This window comes from Sphingomonas sp. Leaf21 (assembly GCF_916858675.1).
GTDB lineage: Bacteria > Pseudomonadota > Alphaproteobacteria > Sphingomonadales > Sphingomonadaceae > Sphingomonas.
In genome coordinates this window covers 1-16,632 of record NZ_CAKASM010000012.1, presented here as the reverse complement: position 1 = coordinate 16,632, position 16,632 = coordinate 1, and the positions used below count along the sequence as shown (strand labels likewise).

11 protein-coding genes and 2 pseudogenes are annotated in these 16,632 nt (G+C 61.2%); 6 read left to right on the top strand and 7 right to left on the bottom strand.

The window, feature by feature from the left end; genetic code table 11:
- Positions 1-82 precede the first annotated feature (82 nt).
- Positions 83-894: pseudogene (locus LRP66_RS10950) on the bottom strand (transposase).
- A 251-nt stretch (positions 895-1,145) separates the two neighbouring features.
- Here LRP66_RS10950 and LRP66_RS18365 point away from each other — a divergent pair.
- The 3 genes from LRP66_RS18365 to LRP66_RS10940 all read left to right on the top strand — a co-directional run bounded on the left by LRP66_RS18365 (position 1,146) and on the right by LRP66_RS10940 (position 6,309).
- Positions 1,146-1,712 carry an Ig-like domain-containing protein gene (locus LRP66_RS18365; protein ID WP_443026690.1) on the top strand — a complete coding sequence of 189 codons (567 nt, stop codon included), beginning with the start codon at positions 1,146-1,148 and terminating at the stop codon, positions 1,710-1,712.
- A 137-nt stretch (positions 1,713-1,849) separates the two neighbouring features.
- Positions 1,850-5,956 (top strand): RHS repeat-associated core domain-containing protein, encoded by a 4,107-nt coding sequence (locus tag LRP66_RS10945; protein WP_230482635.1) that lies wholly within the window; start codon positions 1,850-1,852, stop codon positions 5,954-5,956.
- A gap of 5 nt (positions 5,957-5,961) precedes the next feature.
- Complete coding sequence (locus LRP66_RS10940; protein ID WP_230482634.1) at positions 5,962-6,309, top strand: hypothetical protein; 348 nt, start codon at positions 5,962-5,964, stop codon at positions 6,307-6,309.
- Between the two features lie 312 nt (positions 6,310-6,621).
- On the opposite strand, the pseudogene LRP66_RS10930 reads toward LRP66_RS10940, so the two are convergent.
- A pseudogene (locus LRP66_RS10930) lies at positions 6,622-6,980 on the bottom strand (transposase); the annotation flags it as partial.
- Positions 6,981-7,381: 401 nt separating this feature from the next.
- On the opposite strand from LRP66_RS10930, the gene LRP66_RS10925 reads away from it, so the two are divergent.
- The 3 genes from LRP66_RS10925 (at position 7,382) to LRP66_RS10915 (ending at position 9,921) form a co-directional block, all read left to right on the top strand.
- The gene (locus LRP66_RS10925) at positions 7,382-7,513 is read left to right on the top strand and encodes a benenodin family lasso peptide (protein ID WP_230482633.1); all 132 of its coding nucleotides are present in this window, start codon (positions 7,382-7,384) and stop codon (positions 7,511-7,513) included.
- Positions 7,514-7,606: 93 nt separating this feature from the next.
- Positions 7,607-8,197 (top strand): lasso peptide biosynthesis B2 protein, encoded by a 591-nt coding sequence (locus LRP66_RS10920; protein WP_230482632.1) that lies wholly within the window; start codon positions 7,607-7,609, stop codon positions 8,195-8,197.
- A gap of 122 nt (positions 8,198-8,319) precedes the next feature.
- Positions 8,320-9,921 carry an asparagine synthase-related protein gene (locus LRP66_RS10915; protein WP_230482631.1) on the top strand — a complete coding sequence of 534 codons (1,602 nt, stop codon included), beginning with the start codon at positions 8,320-8,322 and terminating at the stop codon, positions 9,919-9,921.
- Here LRP66_RS10915 and LRP66_RS10910 read toward each other — a convergent pair.
- The 5 genes from LRP66_RS10910 to LRP66_RS10890 form a co-directional block, all read right to left on the bottom strand.
- Positions 9,910-12,006, bottom strand: coding sequence for an Atxe2 family lasso peptide isopeptidase (locus LRP66_RS10910; RefSeq protein WP_230482630.1), 2,097 nt, complete (start codon positions 12,004-12,006; stop codon positions 9,910-9,912). The genes LRP66_RS10915 and LRP66_RS10910 overlap by 12 nt on opposite strands.
- A 5-nt stretch (positions 12,007-12,011) precedes the next feature.
- The gene (locus LRP66_RS10905; protein WP_230482629.1) at positions 12,012-14,570 is read right to left on the bottom strand and encodes a TonB-dependent receptor; all 2,559 of its coding nucleotides are present in this window, start codon (positions 14,568-14,570) and stop codon (positions 12,012-12,014) included.
- A 58-nt stretch (positions 14,571-14,628) separates the two neighbouring features.
- Entirely contained in the window at positions 14,629-15,627 is a 999-nt protein-coding gene (locus LRP66_RS10900; RefSeq protein WP_230482628.1) for a FecR family protein, read from the bottom strand.
- Positions 15,620-16,174, bottom strand: coding sequence for an RNA polymerase sigma factor (locus LRP66_RS10895; protein ID WP_230482627.1), 555 nt, complete (start codon positions 16,172-16,174; stop codon positions 15,620-15,622). The genes LRP66_RS10900 and LRP66_RS10895 overlap by 8 nt, the downstream gene beginning before the upstream one ends.
- A 158-nt stretch (positions 16,175-16,332) precedes the next feature.
- On the bottom strand, positions 16,333-16,632 hold a 300-nt coding region (locus LRP66_RS10890; RefSeq protein ID WP_230482626.1), incomplete at its 5' end, for a hypothetical protein.

Genomic DNA, 16,632 nt, shown 5'->3' with positions numbered 1-16,632 from the left:
TTTTTAAAATGGGATAATATTATTGCAATGGATGCCCTTAACTCATTTTACTAAAGCGTGATTCCACTAAAGCGGTTTCTGATCAGTCTGCATCGTGGCTAGCGTCAGCGAGGTAGTTGGCGCACTTCTGTGGAGGGTAGAGGTGGAGGATGCGGCTGATGGCGTTCCAGAGGCCTGGATGGTGCGCTCGGCAGCCTTGCGCAGGTGCGCCTTGAGCTAGGAGAAGACCCGCTTGATTGGGTTAAAGTCGGGACTGTAGAGTCTGCCCCGGCAAAGGCTGGGGGCGGAAGAAAGAGTCGCCTGGCGCTAGCCGCTTCGATGGCCTCGCGCGCGGCAGGGGCCTTGTGGCTCGACAGGTTGTCCATGATGACGATGTCGGCGGGTAAGGGCGTAGGCGGCAGGAACTGCTCGACATACGCCGTGAAACTCTCGCCGTGGATCGGACCCGTCCAGTGCCAGCGACGCATCATCCGTTCGCAGCGTGGCGCGGCCAGGAAGGTCAGCGTGCGCCAATGGCCGTGCGGGACCTAGTCGACGAGCGGCAGGGCGCGAGCACTCAGCCCCGCAAGCGCATCATGTTGGCCTGGGCTCAGGCTTCGTCGATGAAGACGACTCAACCCGGATCGATGCGGCGCTGGTACTTGCGCCATTGCGCGGCGTCTGGCGATTACCGGCCGCCCTAGCAGCCACACCCGCTCGGCCGAAAGCGAACGGGGCTGGCTGTGCTCCAGCGGCCGGGCAGCGGCACTGCCGGTCGACTGGAGACGCCGAGGCCACGTCACCGCACTTGATACGCTGATGCCGAACAACTCGGCTGTCGCACGACACGACCGGCGACCTCAGCACCGAAGCAACTACAGGTTCTCGCAGATCATCCGAATGGGCTCGGCGGATACCTTCCGGCCTCTGCACAACTAGCAGCTCGAATCAGACGTCAAGCGCCATGGGAATCTCCGGCCAATTCACCTTGAATGAGCTTGGCTCTAAAAGGGGTTCATGAATTTCATGTAACTAGGAATTCACGAAGGCTTCACGATCGTGTGTCCGCAGTACAAGTCCCACTTTGACTACGTCTTATATTCGTTATTGCGAAACTCATTTAATTGTGCTGCTCTCATGCTAATGAAATAATTAGGGGTGTGAACATGAGGCGTCGTCTTCTATATATTCCATGCTTTACAGCGGGTTTGTTGGGTATGTCGCCGTCATCGAATGCCTCGGAGACCAAATCCTACAGCTATGATGCGTTAGGACGCCTGGTCGGGGTTGCAGTTAGCGGCGGTCCAAATAATTCTGTAGGGTCGGTAATTTGTCTTGATGGCGCAGGCAATCGAACTCGTTACGCGACAGGCATTGGAATCGCAGCGTGCACAGGGGGATCATCGTCCACACCGACGCCAACACCGTCTGGAAATCGACCTCCAGTAGCTACGACCGATAATATCACGCTCAACTGTAATTCCGGCGGCGGTTTTAACATCCTTAGCAACGACTCAGATCCAGACGGCGATAGCATATCGCTCACATCGGTAAGATCTAACGGTGGTTTTAGTATATCGGTCGGCAATTCTGCGCAGGGAATTGCGGTCATTAGCGCTGGAAGTACGGCAGGTACTTTCACCGGAAATTATACCGTAACAGATAGCCGTGGCTTAGCTAGTTCAGGCAGTATTAATGTCGTGATAAATCACGGCGGTCCGGGCAGATGCTAATCTATTGATTGCATCAAATGTCAATTAGTATGATTAGAAAATTGCGTGCGTTTAATAGTATTTGGTCGCTTATTTTTAAGCATCGCCGGAAGTCGCCGATAGCGGCAAGACTTGTTTACCGAAGGGGAGGTGGCAACATGCTCAATCGTTCCGCTCGTATCACCGCATTCGCGGGCAGCTTATTGGCTTCCACATCGCTTGCTAGTCCGGTCGGCGCACAAACTAATCCGACTCCTCCGCCTGTCTTCCAAAGCGTCGATGAGAATGGCGTCGACCTTGCGTCGGGACGCCTAGTATTCCGCTTTTTTGGCATAGAAATAGGGCCAGGCGGGCCGGGCAGCCTCGGGTTTAATTGGAGCACAAACGATCAAGATCAAAGGCCTGAAATTCGAGGTTATATCAATACTAGTTTCTTTTCAGGCAACAAGACGAGTGTAGTTTTAGGAGGATCAACGCGAACGTTTAGTTTCTCTGGGTCGCAGTCCTCACCGACGTTCACATCAGATCAGGCGGATGGATCTTCCCTCACATACGACCCCGGATCAGACCAATTCACATATACAATGAGAGATGGCGCAAAAGCAACTTTCCACGCAACGTCTAGTGGTTATAACTATTCTATTAGTTCTTTGATTTATCCAGCCGGTCAAGTTCTTAGGTATTATTATACAAAATACGCAATGCAGGATCAAACAGGCGCAAGCTATCAGTCGGAGTACTTGACAGCAATAACAAGTAGCCTTGGTTACCAGTTAAGGTTGGAGTGGACTCACTATCCAACATTCAATGGTCTGTCAAAGACTGTAGTCTTTAACATGGCAAATGAAAACTGCGATCCTTCTGCCCCGACCTGCACCCTCTCGTCCGCATGGCCGACCGTTACAAGGGACATGAATACATATGTTATGTCAGACAATTTGGGTCGGAAGGCCAACTTTGCCGTCGATGCAAATGGCGTGTTGGTCATAAATCTGCCGTCAGGCAGAAAGTTAACTTATAATGTTACACAGGACCAAGATTATCGCGGAGTAGGAATACTTTCCTACCCTTCTTACATTGTTAGCTCCTTTAGTGATGGCAAGGGGGTATGGCAGTACAACAGAATAGGGAAGCAATCACAGGGTGTAATGCAAAGGTATAATCCTGGTTCACAGAGTCCGGAATTATTTAATATCGCACCAAACGGCCAAATTATAAGTCATCAAAAGACATCGACAAATCCTCTTTCAGAAAGCATGCAATATGACTCAAACGGTCGCATGACTTTAAAAAGTGTTAGCGACGGCAACAATTATAGCTTGACAACTTTTGGTTATGACGGACGGGGAAACCTAGTAGAACAGCGCCAGCGATCAATTACATCAGGAACGCCGGCAGATATAGTTACCAGCTCATCGTTTCCTGCATCATGTGAAAATAAAGCAACGTGCAATCAGCCGACCTATACTGTTGATGCAAGAGGAAATAGAACCGACTATACGTATACCGCGTTCGGCGCAATCCAGACTATTACTCGACCTGCAGGAGCTAATGGGGTTCGCCCCATGACGACAATGAGCTATGTTCAGGCCGCGGCATCGTTTGGCGGCAAGCAAGGCGATTCAATATGGCTACTTGGGGGCAGTTCCGAATGTCAAACGCAGGCGAGTTGTGCAGGTTCAGCTGACGAGGTCAAAACCACGATATCATATGATGCAACCAGCGCGCTTTTGCCAACTACCGTATCACGCACCTCGGGCGATAATTCTGTTTCATCGGTAGTAAATTCTACGTTCTATGCAACAGGTGACGTCAAGACTGTTGACGGACCTTTGCCAGGTAACGCCGACTCAGTGCGCTATTATTACGACTCAATGCGCCGTGAGACAGGAATTGTCGGCCCAGATCCAGATGGTGGTGGGCCGTTACGCTATCGAGCGATACGTACGACATACGCTCCAGACGGTCAGGTCGCCGCTGTTGATCAGGGAACCACGTCGGGGCAGGCCGACGGCGACATGGGCGGGTTCTCCCCTCTACAGTCTGTTTCAACCACTTTTGACAGCCAAGGGCGTCCAGCAGCGACGCGGCGATCAGCAAACGGTGCGACGTTTGGCCTTACAGAGTTTAGTTATACTACTACAGGTCAGCCGTTATGTACTGCTGTGCGCATGAACCCCGATGGCTTCGGTGGAGCCACCGATGCCTGTACCTCCACTACGCAAGGTAGCGCGGGCCCAGATCGCATTACACGCATTGCATATGACAGCCTGGACAGGCCAATTAGCGTCACAAGTGGGCTGGGAAGTGGCAATCCGATAGTTGAGTCTAAGACGTACGACAGCTTGGGTCGCCTCGGATCTATCACAGACTCGAATAACAACCTTACAAGCTATGCCTATGATGGCATGAATAGGCTGCAAACTACTACTTACCCAGACAAAAGCTTCGAGCAACTCGGCTACGATCCAAGCGGAAATATCGTAAGTCGACGCCTACGCGATGGCCAGATCCTGACTCATACGTATGACGCTCTAAATCAGCGTGTCCAAGATCATAATCCGAATACCAATGTCGCTGAAGTAAGTGTTGACTATACATACGATAATATGGGGCGCTTGTTGCGCGCGTCTGACGGGAACGGTTGGTACAATGCGTTTAGCTATAATGCCTTAGGTAGGGCTACAACGCAGGCAAGCAACGTATCAAGCACAAGCTTGCTATACGACGCATCTGGGGCGCTGATTCGACAGACGTGGGCTGATGGGTTCTTCGTAACGTATGAACATGATACCGCAGGTCAGTTATCGACTGTCCGTGAGAACGGTAACTTTGTCCTTGCTTCTATGAGCTACGACGATCTTGGCAGGCGAATAGTTCTTTCTCGGGGAAACGGCGTATCAACCAGTTACTCCTATAATGCCAACGGTTTGCTTGGAACGCTTTCGTTTACCGGGGCGGCGCCAAACACCTACACATTTAGTTACAATGCCGCAGGACAGATCACAGGCCGCAGCAGCAACAACGATGCGTTTGTTTGGACGAGCGGCACTAGCGCTGACCGCACGTACGCTACTAACGCACTTAATCAGTACACCAGTGCTGGCGGTATAAATTTTAATTATGATACGCGCGGAAATCTCACGCAGTCAGGTGGCAACTCTTATCAATATAATACACGAAACCAGCTGTTTATGAACGGTTCGGGTCAGCTTATATATCGTGGCCCGATGGGATACTTAGGACAGACCCCTGGCATAAATTACGATTGGGTCAATGGACAACTCGCTCAAGAATCGAGCGATCATATACTCAGGCGCTATGTATATGGGTCTGGTCCGGATGAACTGCTCGTGTGGTATGAGGGATCGGGCACAACTGACAGGCGGTGGCCCTTGGCCGATGAGCGGGGAAGCATCGTGGCTGTGACAAACGGATCTGGTGGTGCTACGATCAATAGCTACGACGAGTACGGGATTCCGGCGCCGAATAATCAGGGCCGATTGGGCTATACGGGCCAGATTTGGCTGCCGGAGCTCGGTATGTGGGATTACAAGGCAAGAATGTATTCGCCGAGCCTGGGCCGGTTCATGCAGACCGACCCCATCGGCTACGGAGACGGGCTAAATTGGTATGCTTACGCACAAGGTGATCCAATAAATAATGTAGATCCAACCGGGCTTACCACCTTGCGTTATAGCTTCTGCCCGGCTCCCGTGCCTTCTGGCCGATCCGACACCGCGACAAATGGCGATATTGTTGTAACTGGGGTCAGGTGTCACGATGTCACATATGACATTCCTGATGACCCTTTGCAGCTCAGCATACCCTATGGTTCAACGCAATTTAATCTACCGGCTGGCACCTATCAACGAACCCCGACAGTTCAGCCTTCTACATTTGGATGTATTGGCCGAGCCTTATGGACAAAAGAAGGAGTGGCACTCGGTTTGGATGCTCTTGGTATTGGTGTTGGATTATTTGCGCCAGAAGCATACCTTGCTCAACTGGCTCTATCAGGGACCTCTCTTATCGCATCCGGCATCACGACCAACCGTAAAGATATGTGGGGATCTATTCGGTCGCTCTCAATTTCGACCTTTGGGTTTTTACAGGCTGGTGGATCCGCACAAGCGAAACTATCGGAAGCACGCAGCCTTGTCGCAAGAAACTGGGGTAAGATCGGCCTGGCTGGCGCTCTGGTCGGAACTTATTATGATTATCAATCTGTGAAATCTAATTATGATAACTGCATAAAGAAGTAGGTGAAATGCCTAACAGGACTCAAGACTTAACCACGCTAGACGCATTTTTAATAGCGGCGGCGGCTATCGCTTCATCAGAAATAATAGGAAGATTCTTTTCTTCTGCGCTTCCCGTTATGATGTCTTTTTGTATGCTAGCCGTCGCAATATCGATTAGAATGCTTTGGCCTCTCAGGAGGAAGAAGTGGTTCATTCCATTCTTCTTAATTGTTGTGTTACTCCATTTTCCGATAGCTATTTTAATGAGTAAATCTGGATTAAATGGCTTCTATATGGCGCTTACTCCCTTTGTTGGAGCTGATGTTTTTATCATTATTCGCCTTGCTTTAAAGATAGATGATAAATCGTATTGAAGACGCTCCATTAGTTCTATTTCCACAATGGAAACGTGGCGCGTTATATAGTAGATCAATCTCCGCGCCTTCTGATTCTTTGAGGATTCACACGGGCGCGGTTTTTCTGATTCAAGCTCTGGGCCGGGTCAGGAGGCCGGCACCGATGCCGCGAGTGCTATCACAGGACCTTCAGGACCGGATGGTCGCCGCGATTGATGGTGGGATGTCATGCCGGGCTGCGGCAGCGCGGTTCGGGGTGAGCGCAGCGGGCGCGATCCGCTGGCGGCAACTGGTCGTTCAGCACGGCACGCCGGCGGCCAAGTCGCAGGGCGGCGACCGCCGGAGCACTCCACAGGCCCGCCTGATACTGGCCTGCCATGCACTTCCGACGGCGTCGACGAACTGCCGACGCCGGTCAGGCCTTAGAGCTTCCGGGAGACGACATCCTGCAACATCGCCTTGTTGAGGCTCAGATTAGTCACCAACCGCTTCAGCTTGGCATTCTCCTCCTCAAGCTGGCGCAGCCGTCACATCTCCGACGGCATCAGCCCTGCATACTTCTTGCGCCAGGCATAGAACGTCGCTTCGCCGATCCCGGTCTTGCGGCACACCTCGCCAACGTTCGTGCAGTCCTTGGCCTGCTTCATCACGAAGGCGATCTGCGCCTCCGAAAACTTCGACCTCTTCATTGCTCGCTCCGCTTCCCCGGCCCTCCATCATAACTGAAATGTTTCAGCTCAAAGCGGTCTAGAAAACCGGCAGCAGGTTAGCGGCAGTCGCTTCTCGCAGCCAATTTCCAATGACATGTTCATGATTGTTTTTCCCGAAGCGGGCCGTTGGTCAGGGACTATCAGTGATGCAGGGTACCCGGTCATAAACGGACAATGGGCTGTAAAGGGCCAGCGTTAGCTGCATTCCATGAGCCGAGAGCGGTTGTCTGAGTCACGCCCATTTGGAACGACTGGGATCGACTCAGTGCGCCAGCAGCGCCGACATTCGAGATATCAAGCCCGTATAAAGTTCGTATATCTGTCCAACCTGCACATTCTCCTAGGGTCGCGAATGATCGCGGCAATTCAAGGAGAACGTCATGGAACGCGATAACGACAACGCCCCGACGTTGGTCGACCTGGGCGATGCCCGTGCCCTGACCCAGGGGCCGGCCGGTACCCCGATTGACGAGGTCCAGGGGTTCCTCGGCGCCGGCTTGGCCGACGATTAAAAGGGTGGCGGGGTGTTCCCGGGAACACCCCGCCGTTTCGCGATGAGGTTCTTCCTACCCCCGTTGGTCGGCTTCTGCTCAATCGGCGAGAGCGTGATCTTCCTCGATGCCCGCTTGGATCGCTATTGGATGCTTCCAGTCGCAATGAGCCAAGCCCTTAACCGACAATGCGCCGGTGCAGAACTTGCGGGTGATGAGGCGGCACCGCTCCTCGCACTCGTCCGGGCCGGACTGCTCGACAGCGCCAAGGGAGAGCCTCTTGTGCCTTGCGATTTCCCGCGCGCGCGGACCAGTCGCCTCGAGGTAATCGACACCAAGCCCGGGTCCTCGACGATGATTGCCGGACTGTGCTTCGCGGCGAGCACCTGGCGCATACGCAGGCGTGGCCTAGGATGTGAACTTGCAGGGCTTCAGCGTCGGCGAGAGCGGTGGAGCGGAACTGCCCGCCATGCCGATCGCCATGCGGGCGCCTTTGCGCGACTGCGCCTGCTGGTCAGCCCGGCGGGGAACTGTCTTCCCCTGTCGCTGGCGCTGGCCCGGCGGTGTGCTTCTACCGATGCCCGGCTTGTCTTCGGCGTGCAGTTGAACCCGTTCGCGGCGCATGCCTGGGTCCAGCGCGACACCGAAGTGCTCAACGACGAGTTGCATGTCGTTCACGCGTTCACGCCGGTCCTGGTGATATGATCAGGCCGGCGTTCGCTGCATGGCTGGCCAAGCCCAAGCCCTTCGGCGCAGGAGAGCAAGCTCTCTTTTCCAAGGCAGCCAGCGGGGCTGGCCTTGGGCTATGCCACATCGACGATCGGATGATGATCGCAGCGTCGCATGCGATTCCAACGCCGGGAAGCTGGATTGTCGGATCGCTATTCCGACGCGGAGAGGCCACGCCGCTGACGGAAGCGACACTCCGCGCCTCGTCCGGGACTGTAAGCGCGGCAAGTGAACTGACGCGTGACCATTGGGGCGATTACGTTGCCTTCGGCACCTCGCGTGACGGCCCCTACGCCTTGCGCGCGCCGTTCGGCAGCTTGTCATGCTATTGGCATGAGACGCCCGACTATGTCGTCCTGGCCTCTTCGGTTCGGCTATTGGGCGCATTCGGGGGTACGACTCCGGCTGTCGACTGGCATGCCCTGGGCCAATTCCTCGCCGCCACCGACCTTCGCAATGGGCGCACCTGCCTGCACGGCGTCGAGGAACTTGGCGGCGGCGAGGCAATCCAGGTTTCCGACCGCGGCATTCACCTGGAGCGGTACTGGTCTCCCTGGTCATGGGCCGACCGGGCGCAGGCATTCCATACGCGCGATGTGGCGGCGGACGCCTTGGCGGGGGCGATCGACGCTGCGGTCGTGTCACGCCCCCCCGTCGACGTGCCGGCGATCCTGCTCCTGTCCGGCGGGCTGGATTCGTCGGTCGTGGCGGCGGCGCTGGCGTCCAGCGGACGCCGCTTCACCTGCCTGACAATGGCGGTCGCGGACGCGCAGGGCGACGAACGCGACCATGCCCGGACCGTGGCGCGCCATCTCGACGTCCCGTTGTTCGAGGTCGTTCGCGATCCTCGGCAAGTCGATCTTACCCGTCCCCTCGCGCGTGGCTTGCCACGACCGACCGGCGCCCAGTTCCGCCAGGCCACTTTTGCTGCCGCGGACGACCTGGCGAGAGAAACCGGCTCGGCACTGGTCATCGATGGCGGTGGCGGCGACAACATGTTCTGCTCGCTGCAAAGCGTGGCCCCGGTAGTCGACGCCCTGCTCGCCACGGCCAGGGGGGGCCGACCACTCGCAACGGCGGCCTCTATCGCACGGATGGCCCAGGTCAGCCTTGCCGCTGTCCTGGCCCGCGCCGGCGCGCGCCTGATGACGCGTCGTGCGGCCTATCGCTGGCCGGTCGACCACAGTCTCCTTGACCCCCGGGTGGTCGATGGCCTTGATCCTTCTCATCCATGGCTCGAGGCGCCGCGAGGAACGCCGCCGGGCAAGGCCGCGCAGGTCGGCCTGCTTCTTGCCGCCATGGCGGTCGCGGATGACCTCGATCCGGACCGACAGCCGGCGCTCCTGTCGCCCCTCGTCTCGCAGCCGATTGCTGAGGCCGCGCTTCGAGTGCCGAGCTGGATGTGGTTCGAAGAGGGACGCAATCGCGTGCCCGTCCGACAAGCCTATGCCGCTCGCCTGCCCGCATCGGTGGTGGGGCGGCGATCCAAGGGGACGCCGACCGGCTTCCTCGCGCGACTGGTTGAGCGGGAGGCCGACATGTTGCGGCCTTTCCTGCTCGACGGATGCCTGGCCGTCCATGGCGTCATCGACCGGGCGACGGTGGAGGCCGCGCTGGCGCCGGGACCGGCCCGCGACCTGCGCTTTGCCCGCCTTCTGCAACTCGCCGACGCCGAGGCGTGGGCGCGGTCATGGGGCTGATGCCGGAGGTCGGGTCAGTGCCGAATGATCGCGCCAGTCCCGCCACCGCCGATACTGGGCGCGCTTGGCGGGATCGGGATCCTCCTCCCCCCTGAGCCAGAAGCGGAACCAGTCGAGATTGCGGGCATAGACCGCGGCCCGGTGCGCCGGCTGCCATTTGATGTGATGCTCGTCCGGGAAGATGCGCAGCTCGACGGGGACGTCGTTCTCGCGCAGGGCCGCGAATGTCTCGAGCGCGAACAGGCCTTCCTCGTCGGCCAGCTGGAAGAGAATGGGCGTCCGCAGCCGGTGGGCCGCCTGGGGCAAGGATATCGGCGCCCAGAATGCGGGATCGTCGGCGGTCACCTTCGGGAAGCCCATGGCACGCATCTCGTCGGCGAGGACGGCGCCTCCGTAGATGAGGTCGCTTCGCAGGTAGCGGCAGCAGGTGCTGAGCGACGCGGCGCGGAACGGCATGCCGGCGACCAGAGCATAGCGCGCCGTGGTCGATCCGTCGCTCAGCCCGGTGATGCCCATCCGGTCGCGGTCGATGTCGCCGCGCGCGGCAAGCTTCGCTAATCCCGCTTCGAGCGAAGCATGGGTGCTGCGGCGCTCGTCCCAGTTGCGCAAGACTGCCGCGACGGCCTGGGCGCTCGAGAGGTTGGGCTTGGCTTGCACGACAAGCGGCGGCCGCTGAAAGCTCAGCACCGCGATCCCATTCGCCGCCAGCGGCAGGATCGGATATTCGTCGCCCGTGCCGCCGCGCAGGAAGCCGCGGCTGGTGTACTGGACGATGACGAGCGGCCAGCCGCTGGCGGGCGGTCGTCCTGCAGGCAGGACGAGATCGCCCCAGGCGGGAAGGCCCGCAGGGTTCGTCCAGCGCAGGCGCTCGACATGGGGCTTGGCTAGTGACGCGAACTCTGGGTTCGGGTCGAGGACGGTTCGTGCGGTACCGCTGGCCAGGTCGATTCCCACGATGCGGCGTGGTGCCAGCGATGCTTCGCGCAGGCACAGCAGCTCCTGGGGCGCCATGGTGCAGCCGACCAGCGCATCCTCGGTAATCAAGATGCGACGGACTGCAGCCTCGCCCGGCGTCCAGCGAAAGAGCGACGTACGCTCGTTGTTCGGGCCCTCATAGCGGAGGAAGAGAAGGCTGCGGCCATCGGGGCCCCACCACATCCCGCGGATCGAGCCATGGCATTCGGAGGCGATACAGGCCAGCCGGCCGCCGTTCCCGTCGGCCCAGATCCGGCGGCCGGCAAAGGGGGACGGACCGTCCGCCTCGGCGCCCGCCTTCCGCCCGTCCGATGTCACGGCATTCAAAGGAGAGGGCTCGCTCAATATCGGTTCACCACCCAGGCGTGCGATGTCCTGGCGACCGGCACGCGCAACCGATCCGCCCTCCCGGGGAACCGACCAAACGACTCTATCGAGGTTGCCCGGCAGCTGCGGTGCAAAGCCGTTGGGCGGGATGACGCGATGGTCGAACAGGAATCCGTTGCGCCCCTCGGCGCGCACCGCGTCGGCGAAGGTCGTTCGCCCGGGCCGCGTCGCAAAGACAAGCCTTGACCCATCCTCGCTCCACGCGATGGCCTCGACATCGACCGGCGCGTCGGTGATCCGCACGGCGGTGCCGTCGTCGACCGAGACACGCCAGGCCTGCGTCCGGCCGCCGACACGCTTGAGATAGGCCAGGTATCGCCCATTGGGCGACCATGCCGGGACGATGGTCGCAGGCAGGCCGCTGCCGGTCCGCGACCCGCGCACGACATTTTCCGCGCGTATCGCCTCGCCGCCTTCATCGACGATCCGTGGCCGAGCCTGCGGCTCGAGGCCGAGCACGACCAAGGCCTGGCAGACGCGATTGGCCACGGGGGCGGCGCGAGAGATGACGAACGCGATCCGGCGACCATCGGGCGAGACGGCGAGCGGGCTCGGTCCACCGACCGAGGGGTCGGGCTGGCCGATGTCCCGCAAGGCCAGGAGATCGTCGAGCGAGACCGGCCGTCCCGCTGCGGCGGCCGGGGTGAATGCCGGCATGATGCTGGGGCATGGCGGGGGCGCGGCATCGATATCAGCGACAGCGAGGCCAGCGGCCAGCAGCATAACGCTCACCACGACTTGGTCGCCGAAATCGCGAGGACACGCCCGAAGGGCGAATAATTGGTCGAATCGTAGGGCGTGTCGTACGGCAGCGTCGTCGCGATCGCGCTGGGCTTGGCATCCAGGATGTTCTGTGCGGTGACGACAAGGTCGACACCGTGCCACCATGTTGGTCCTGGGCCGGTGCGATAGCGAAGCGTAAGGTCGCCCTGCGTCATGCCGCCGACACGGCGCGCCGGCGTGGTCCGTCGGTCCTCGACCCCGCCGATCCGGCTCACCGCGCCGGTGATCGTCAAGCCGCCCTGGGTCCAGCCGAGGGTGGCTCGTCCGCGAAAATGAGGAGGGTTGAAGATCGTGCCGGCCAGATCGACGATGGGTTGTGCCGGCGTCAGCTGCTGGTCGCTTTGCAGATAGGCGCCGGAAAGGGTGGCGTTGATCTGCCCGGCGCCAACGCTGCGATCGAGGCGGGCCAGCATGTCGAGGCCCTTTACGCGCTGCCGCCCGGCATTGCGGTTGGCGTTGTCGATGACCGCGACCACGCTCGCAGGGTCATAGGCGCGACCCGTGGCGTTGAGGAACTGCCCCGCCCCGAGACGCAGACTCTCGAGGGTCGCAAGGCTGGGGGAGCGCAGCACCTGGTCGGCATAGGCGGGATCGGCGAGCGCACGGGCAATGAAGGTGACCGGTGCCACGATGCGATCCCGATAGAGCGTCTCGAAATAGCTGATCTCGATGCTCAGCCCGTCGACCTTGCCGGGATGCAGTGCCAGCGTCGTCGACCAGCTACGTGCACGCTCAGGCTGCAGGGTATCGCGTCCCCCGGACAAGAGCAGGGCCGTGGCCCCCGATGGCAGGCCGGTCCCGCCAAATACGGTGGCCGGAAGTGCGGCGACCACCAGTGGCTGGTAGCGCTGGAGGAGGGTCGGTGCACGGAAGGACCGGCCCCAGCTCGCTTTCAACGAGACGTCGGGCGTCGGTGCGTAGACTAGGCCGAGCTTGGGGGTGGTGACCGCATCAATGCCGGGATAGTCTTCATGGCGAAGGGCCAGGCTGGCATCGAGGCGATGGACAAGCGGGACGGCTTGGGCGGGGCCGATGAGTGGCAGGCTGGCCTCAGCATAGGCGTAGCGACTGTCCTGATGCGCATCGACGTTTTGTGCGCTGTTATCGCCGCGCTGGCTGACCAGCCGGTTATCACGATAGCCGACGCCCAGCGCGATCTTGGCAGGACCGCCGGGCAAGGCGAAGAGCGGGCCATCGGCCGCGAGCTCGACGCTATGGGCATCATTGCAATAGCAGCCGAAGGTCCGGCTGGTCAGCTGGGTGCCGGTGAACTGGTTGGTCGCATAATGGACCCGGTCCCGGCCCGCGCTGCCCGCGAGTTCGAAGCGCCACGCGCCCGGAGACCAGCGCAGTGCCGGCGCGATCGCGGCCGAGTCGCTCTCGGAGGGCTGCTCGGCGTGTCGAAAGGGCGCCACCCCGGCGGCGCTCAACGGAAACTGGGAGAAGCTGCGGCGATTGTTGTAGAGCAGGTCGAGCGACAGCTCGACAGCGTCGCCGAGCCCCTGGTGGCCGCTCAGCACCACGCTGTGCCGCCGGAGCGATGGGTAGAGATCGAGCCCGGGCACCCAGTCGCGGGCATAGTCGCGGTCGACGGCGCGGATGGCGGTGCTGCGCCCGAACTCATAGGCGAGCAGCATGCCGCCGCCGGACCATCGCTTTCCCGCGACGAGGCCGTACACCTGCTCGACATTGCCGCCGTCGGTGGAGGCGCCAAGGCGAGCGCTCGTGGTCAGCCCCTGGGCGTCGCGCCGCAGCCGGATATTGGCGACCCCGGCGATCGCGTCCGACCCGTAGAGCGCGGAAGCGCCGTCCGCGACGATCTCGATCCGCTCGACCGCATTTACCGGGATCGCGGAGACATCGACGCTCTGGCGCGAGGCACTGTAGGCGAGCCGCCGGCCATTGAGCAGCGTCAATGTCGCGTCGCTGCCGAGGCCGCGCAGGTTGAGCGACGATCCGCTCCCGACATTGACGCCGCTTGCCGCGGGCACATTGGCGCCGATGCCGGGGTTCTGGCCGCCCCCGAAATTCTGCGGGATGGTCCGGATGACGTCGGCAAGCGTCGCCTGGCCTTCGTTGCGGATCGTGTCGGCGGTGCGGACGATCAGCGTCAAGGCGACCGGGGCGCCGCGAACGCGGCTTCCGGTGACCACGATGTCCGTGTCCGGGGACTGTTCCGCCTCGGCCCGGACCTGCGGCGTGCCGCTCGGCCGAACCACGAATCCCTGGTTGATCGGCTCCGCCCGCAGGCCCGACCCGGCGAGCACGCGTGCCAGCGCGCCCGCAGCATCGAATCGCCCCTTGAGCGACGGCGCGCGGCGCCCGGCAACAAGGGCCGCATCGACCATGACGGCCTGCCCGGTCGTCCGGGCGATCGCCATGAGCGCCGATCCCAGCGGCTGGGCGGGCAGGTCATAGGCGTGTTCGTCGCGTGCCTGCCCATTGGCCGGTGCAACAAAGGCCAGGCAGGCAAGGCCGGCACCCCCGAGATAGAAGCGATTCATCGTCGTTCCCCCTGCGGCATGATCGCCGCTCCACCGGGTTCAACGACACGCGATCCATCTACCCCCCTTGCGACGCACGTGAGGTGCCGCCGGTCGGCAGCAGCAGGATGGCACCATCCGCTCGCGTTTCGACGCGCAGGCCGAACATGCGGGCAAGGCTGGCCGCCAGATCCTCGGGCTTGTCGGCGGGGAATGCCCCGGTGACCCGCAGCCGGGCGAGCATGGGATCGGCAAGGACCAGCTTGGTTGACGTGTAGCTGTTCGCTTCGGCAACGACGCGATCGAGCGGCGCGGAATCGAAGCCGAGCATTCCGCTCGTCCAGCCTGTCGCGCCCGCTGGCACCGTCCTTGGCGCGGAGAGACGGGTCATATCCGCCGTGGCGGTGACCTGCTTGCCGGCCGTCAGCCGGACGCGTTGCTCCGGCGACTTTGCCGATCGGGCGATGACCTCGACGATGCCCTGGATCAGCGTCACGCCCGCCCCGCTCGCTCGCGTGTCGACATCGAAGACCGTGCCATGTGCAACGACGGTCATCGCACCTGCCGCCACGATGAACGGGCGACGCGGATCATGGGCCACGGTGAATCGCGCGCGGCCCTGCTCGAGCACGAGTTGTCGGACCTGGGCCGAGTAACGGATCGCCAGCGTGCTGTCGGTATCGAGCGTGACGCGTGAGCCATCGGGAAGGCGGATGTTACGAAGCTGGCCGACGGCGCTGGCGACGCGTTCCGGCCCGACGACGCGCGGCGCATCCGAAATGCTCCATGCCGCGACGACAAGGGCCATGGCGGCGGCGCTGCCGAAGGCGAGGCGGGCGGGCGTGGACGCACCGACATGCCACCAGGGCCTTGTCAGCGGTGCGCCGTAGCGCAGGCCGCTCCGCGCCATGATGGTGCTGTCCTGCCAGTGCCGTTCGACCCGGGCGAAGGCGGCGGAATGCGCAGGGTCCGCGTTGCGCCACGCCTCGAAGCGGGCCCGATCGCGTTCGCCATCGGGCGCCTGGAGACGCGCGAGCCATGCCGCGGCCTCGCGCTGGAGCCGTCGATCGTCAGCCATTGTCGGCCTGATCCAGTTCATGGGCGAGAATGGCGATCGCCCGGCTCATCTGCTTCTCGACCCCTTTCACGCCAATCCCGCAGGCCTGCGCGATCTCGGCATAGCTCATGCCGTCGACGCGGTGCGCGAGAAAGATGGCACGGGTGCGAGGCCGCATGGCCTGGACGGCGCGTTCGATGCGTCGCAATTCGTCGCGCGCCTCGAGTTGCCGCTCGACATCGGGGGCAACGAGTTCGACGCCGTCGAGCGGGACGTGCATGTCCGAGGCGCGGCGAACGTCGCGCTTGGCCTGGTCCAGTCCAACCGATGTTGCGATCCTCCAGAGATACGCCACCGGTTTCTCCTGCGCCAGGGATCGTAATCGCTCCGGCCCCAGTCCGAGCAGTCGCACGAACGCGTCATGGACGAGGTCGAAGGCATCCTGGCGATCGGAGCGCCTTGCACGCGATCGCGCCAGGCGAGGCGCCTCGACCGCGTACAGCGTCTCGACGAGCGCATCGTCGTCCTTGGCGCGACGTGCGCGAGGGAGTGCCGATCCACTGCTCATGGCGAGCAGCGGACACGCGCCGGCGCGGCGCGCGTGACAGCGTCTGCGGAAGACATGGGACGCCTCCAGCGCCGAGGCGAGCCGGCCGGGCCGGCGATCGGGTCACTCGCGCAAGGGACGTGGCGGGCGTTTTTAGCCGACGAGCGCGGCCTGGACATCTACGCCAGCAGCCCGGAACGATCGTTCGTCCCGGCCAAAATATCCCAGGCAAGGTCCTCAAGCCTCGATGCGGACCGGGGTCCGCACGCTGCCAGCTTATCGCGTCCGATGCCCAATGCAAGGCGGGCAAGCGGTACAAAAGCTCCGTCGATGGCGAGGCTGTGCCGCCGAACCGGGCCCTGAGACATGCTTGAACATGCGCCGGCGCCTTTAGCCGCGAGGCCTGGACATATAGGGTCGTTGCGGTGGCGGCGATCCAGGCAGAAGATGCCGAGGCGGATCGCGAAGCAAGGACCGCG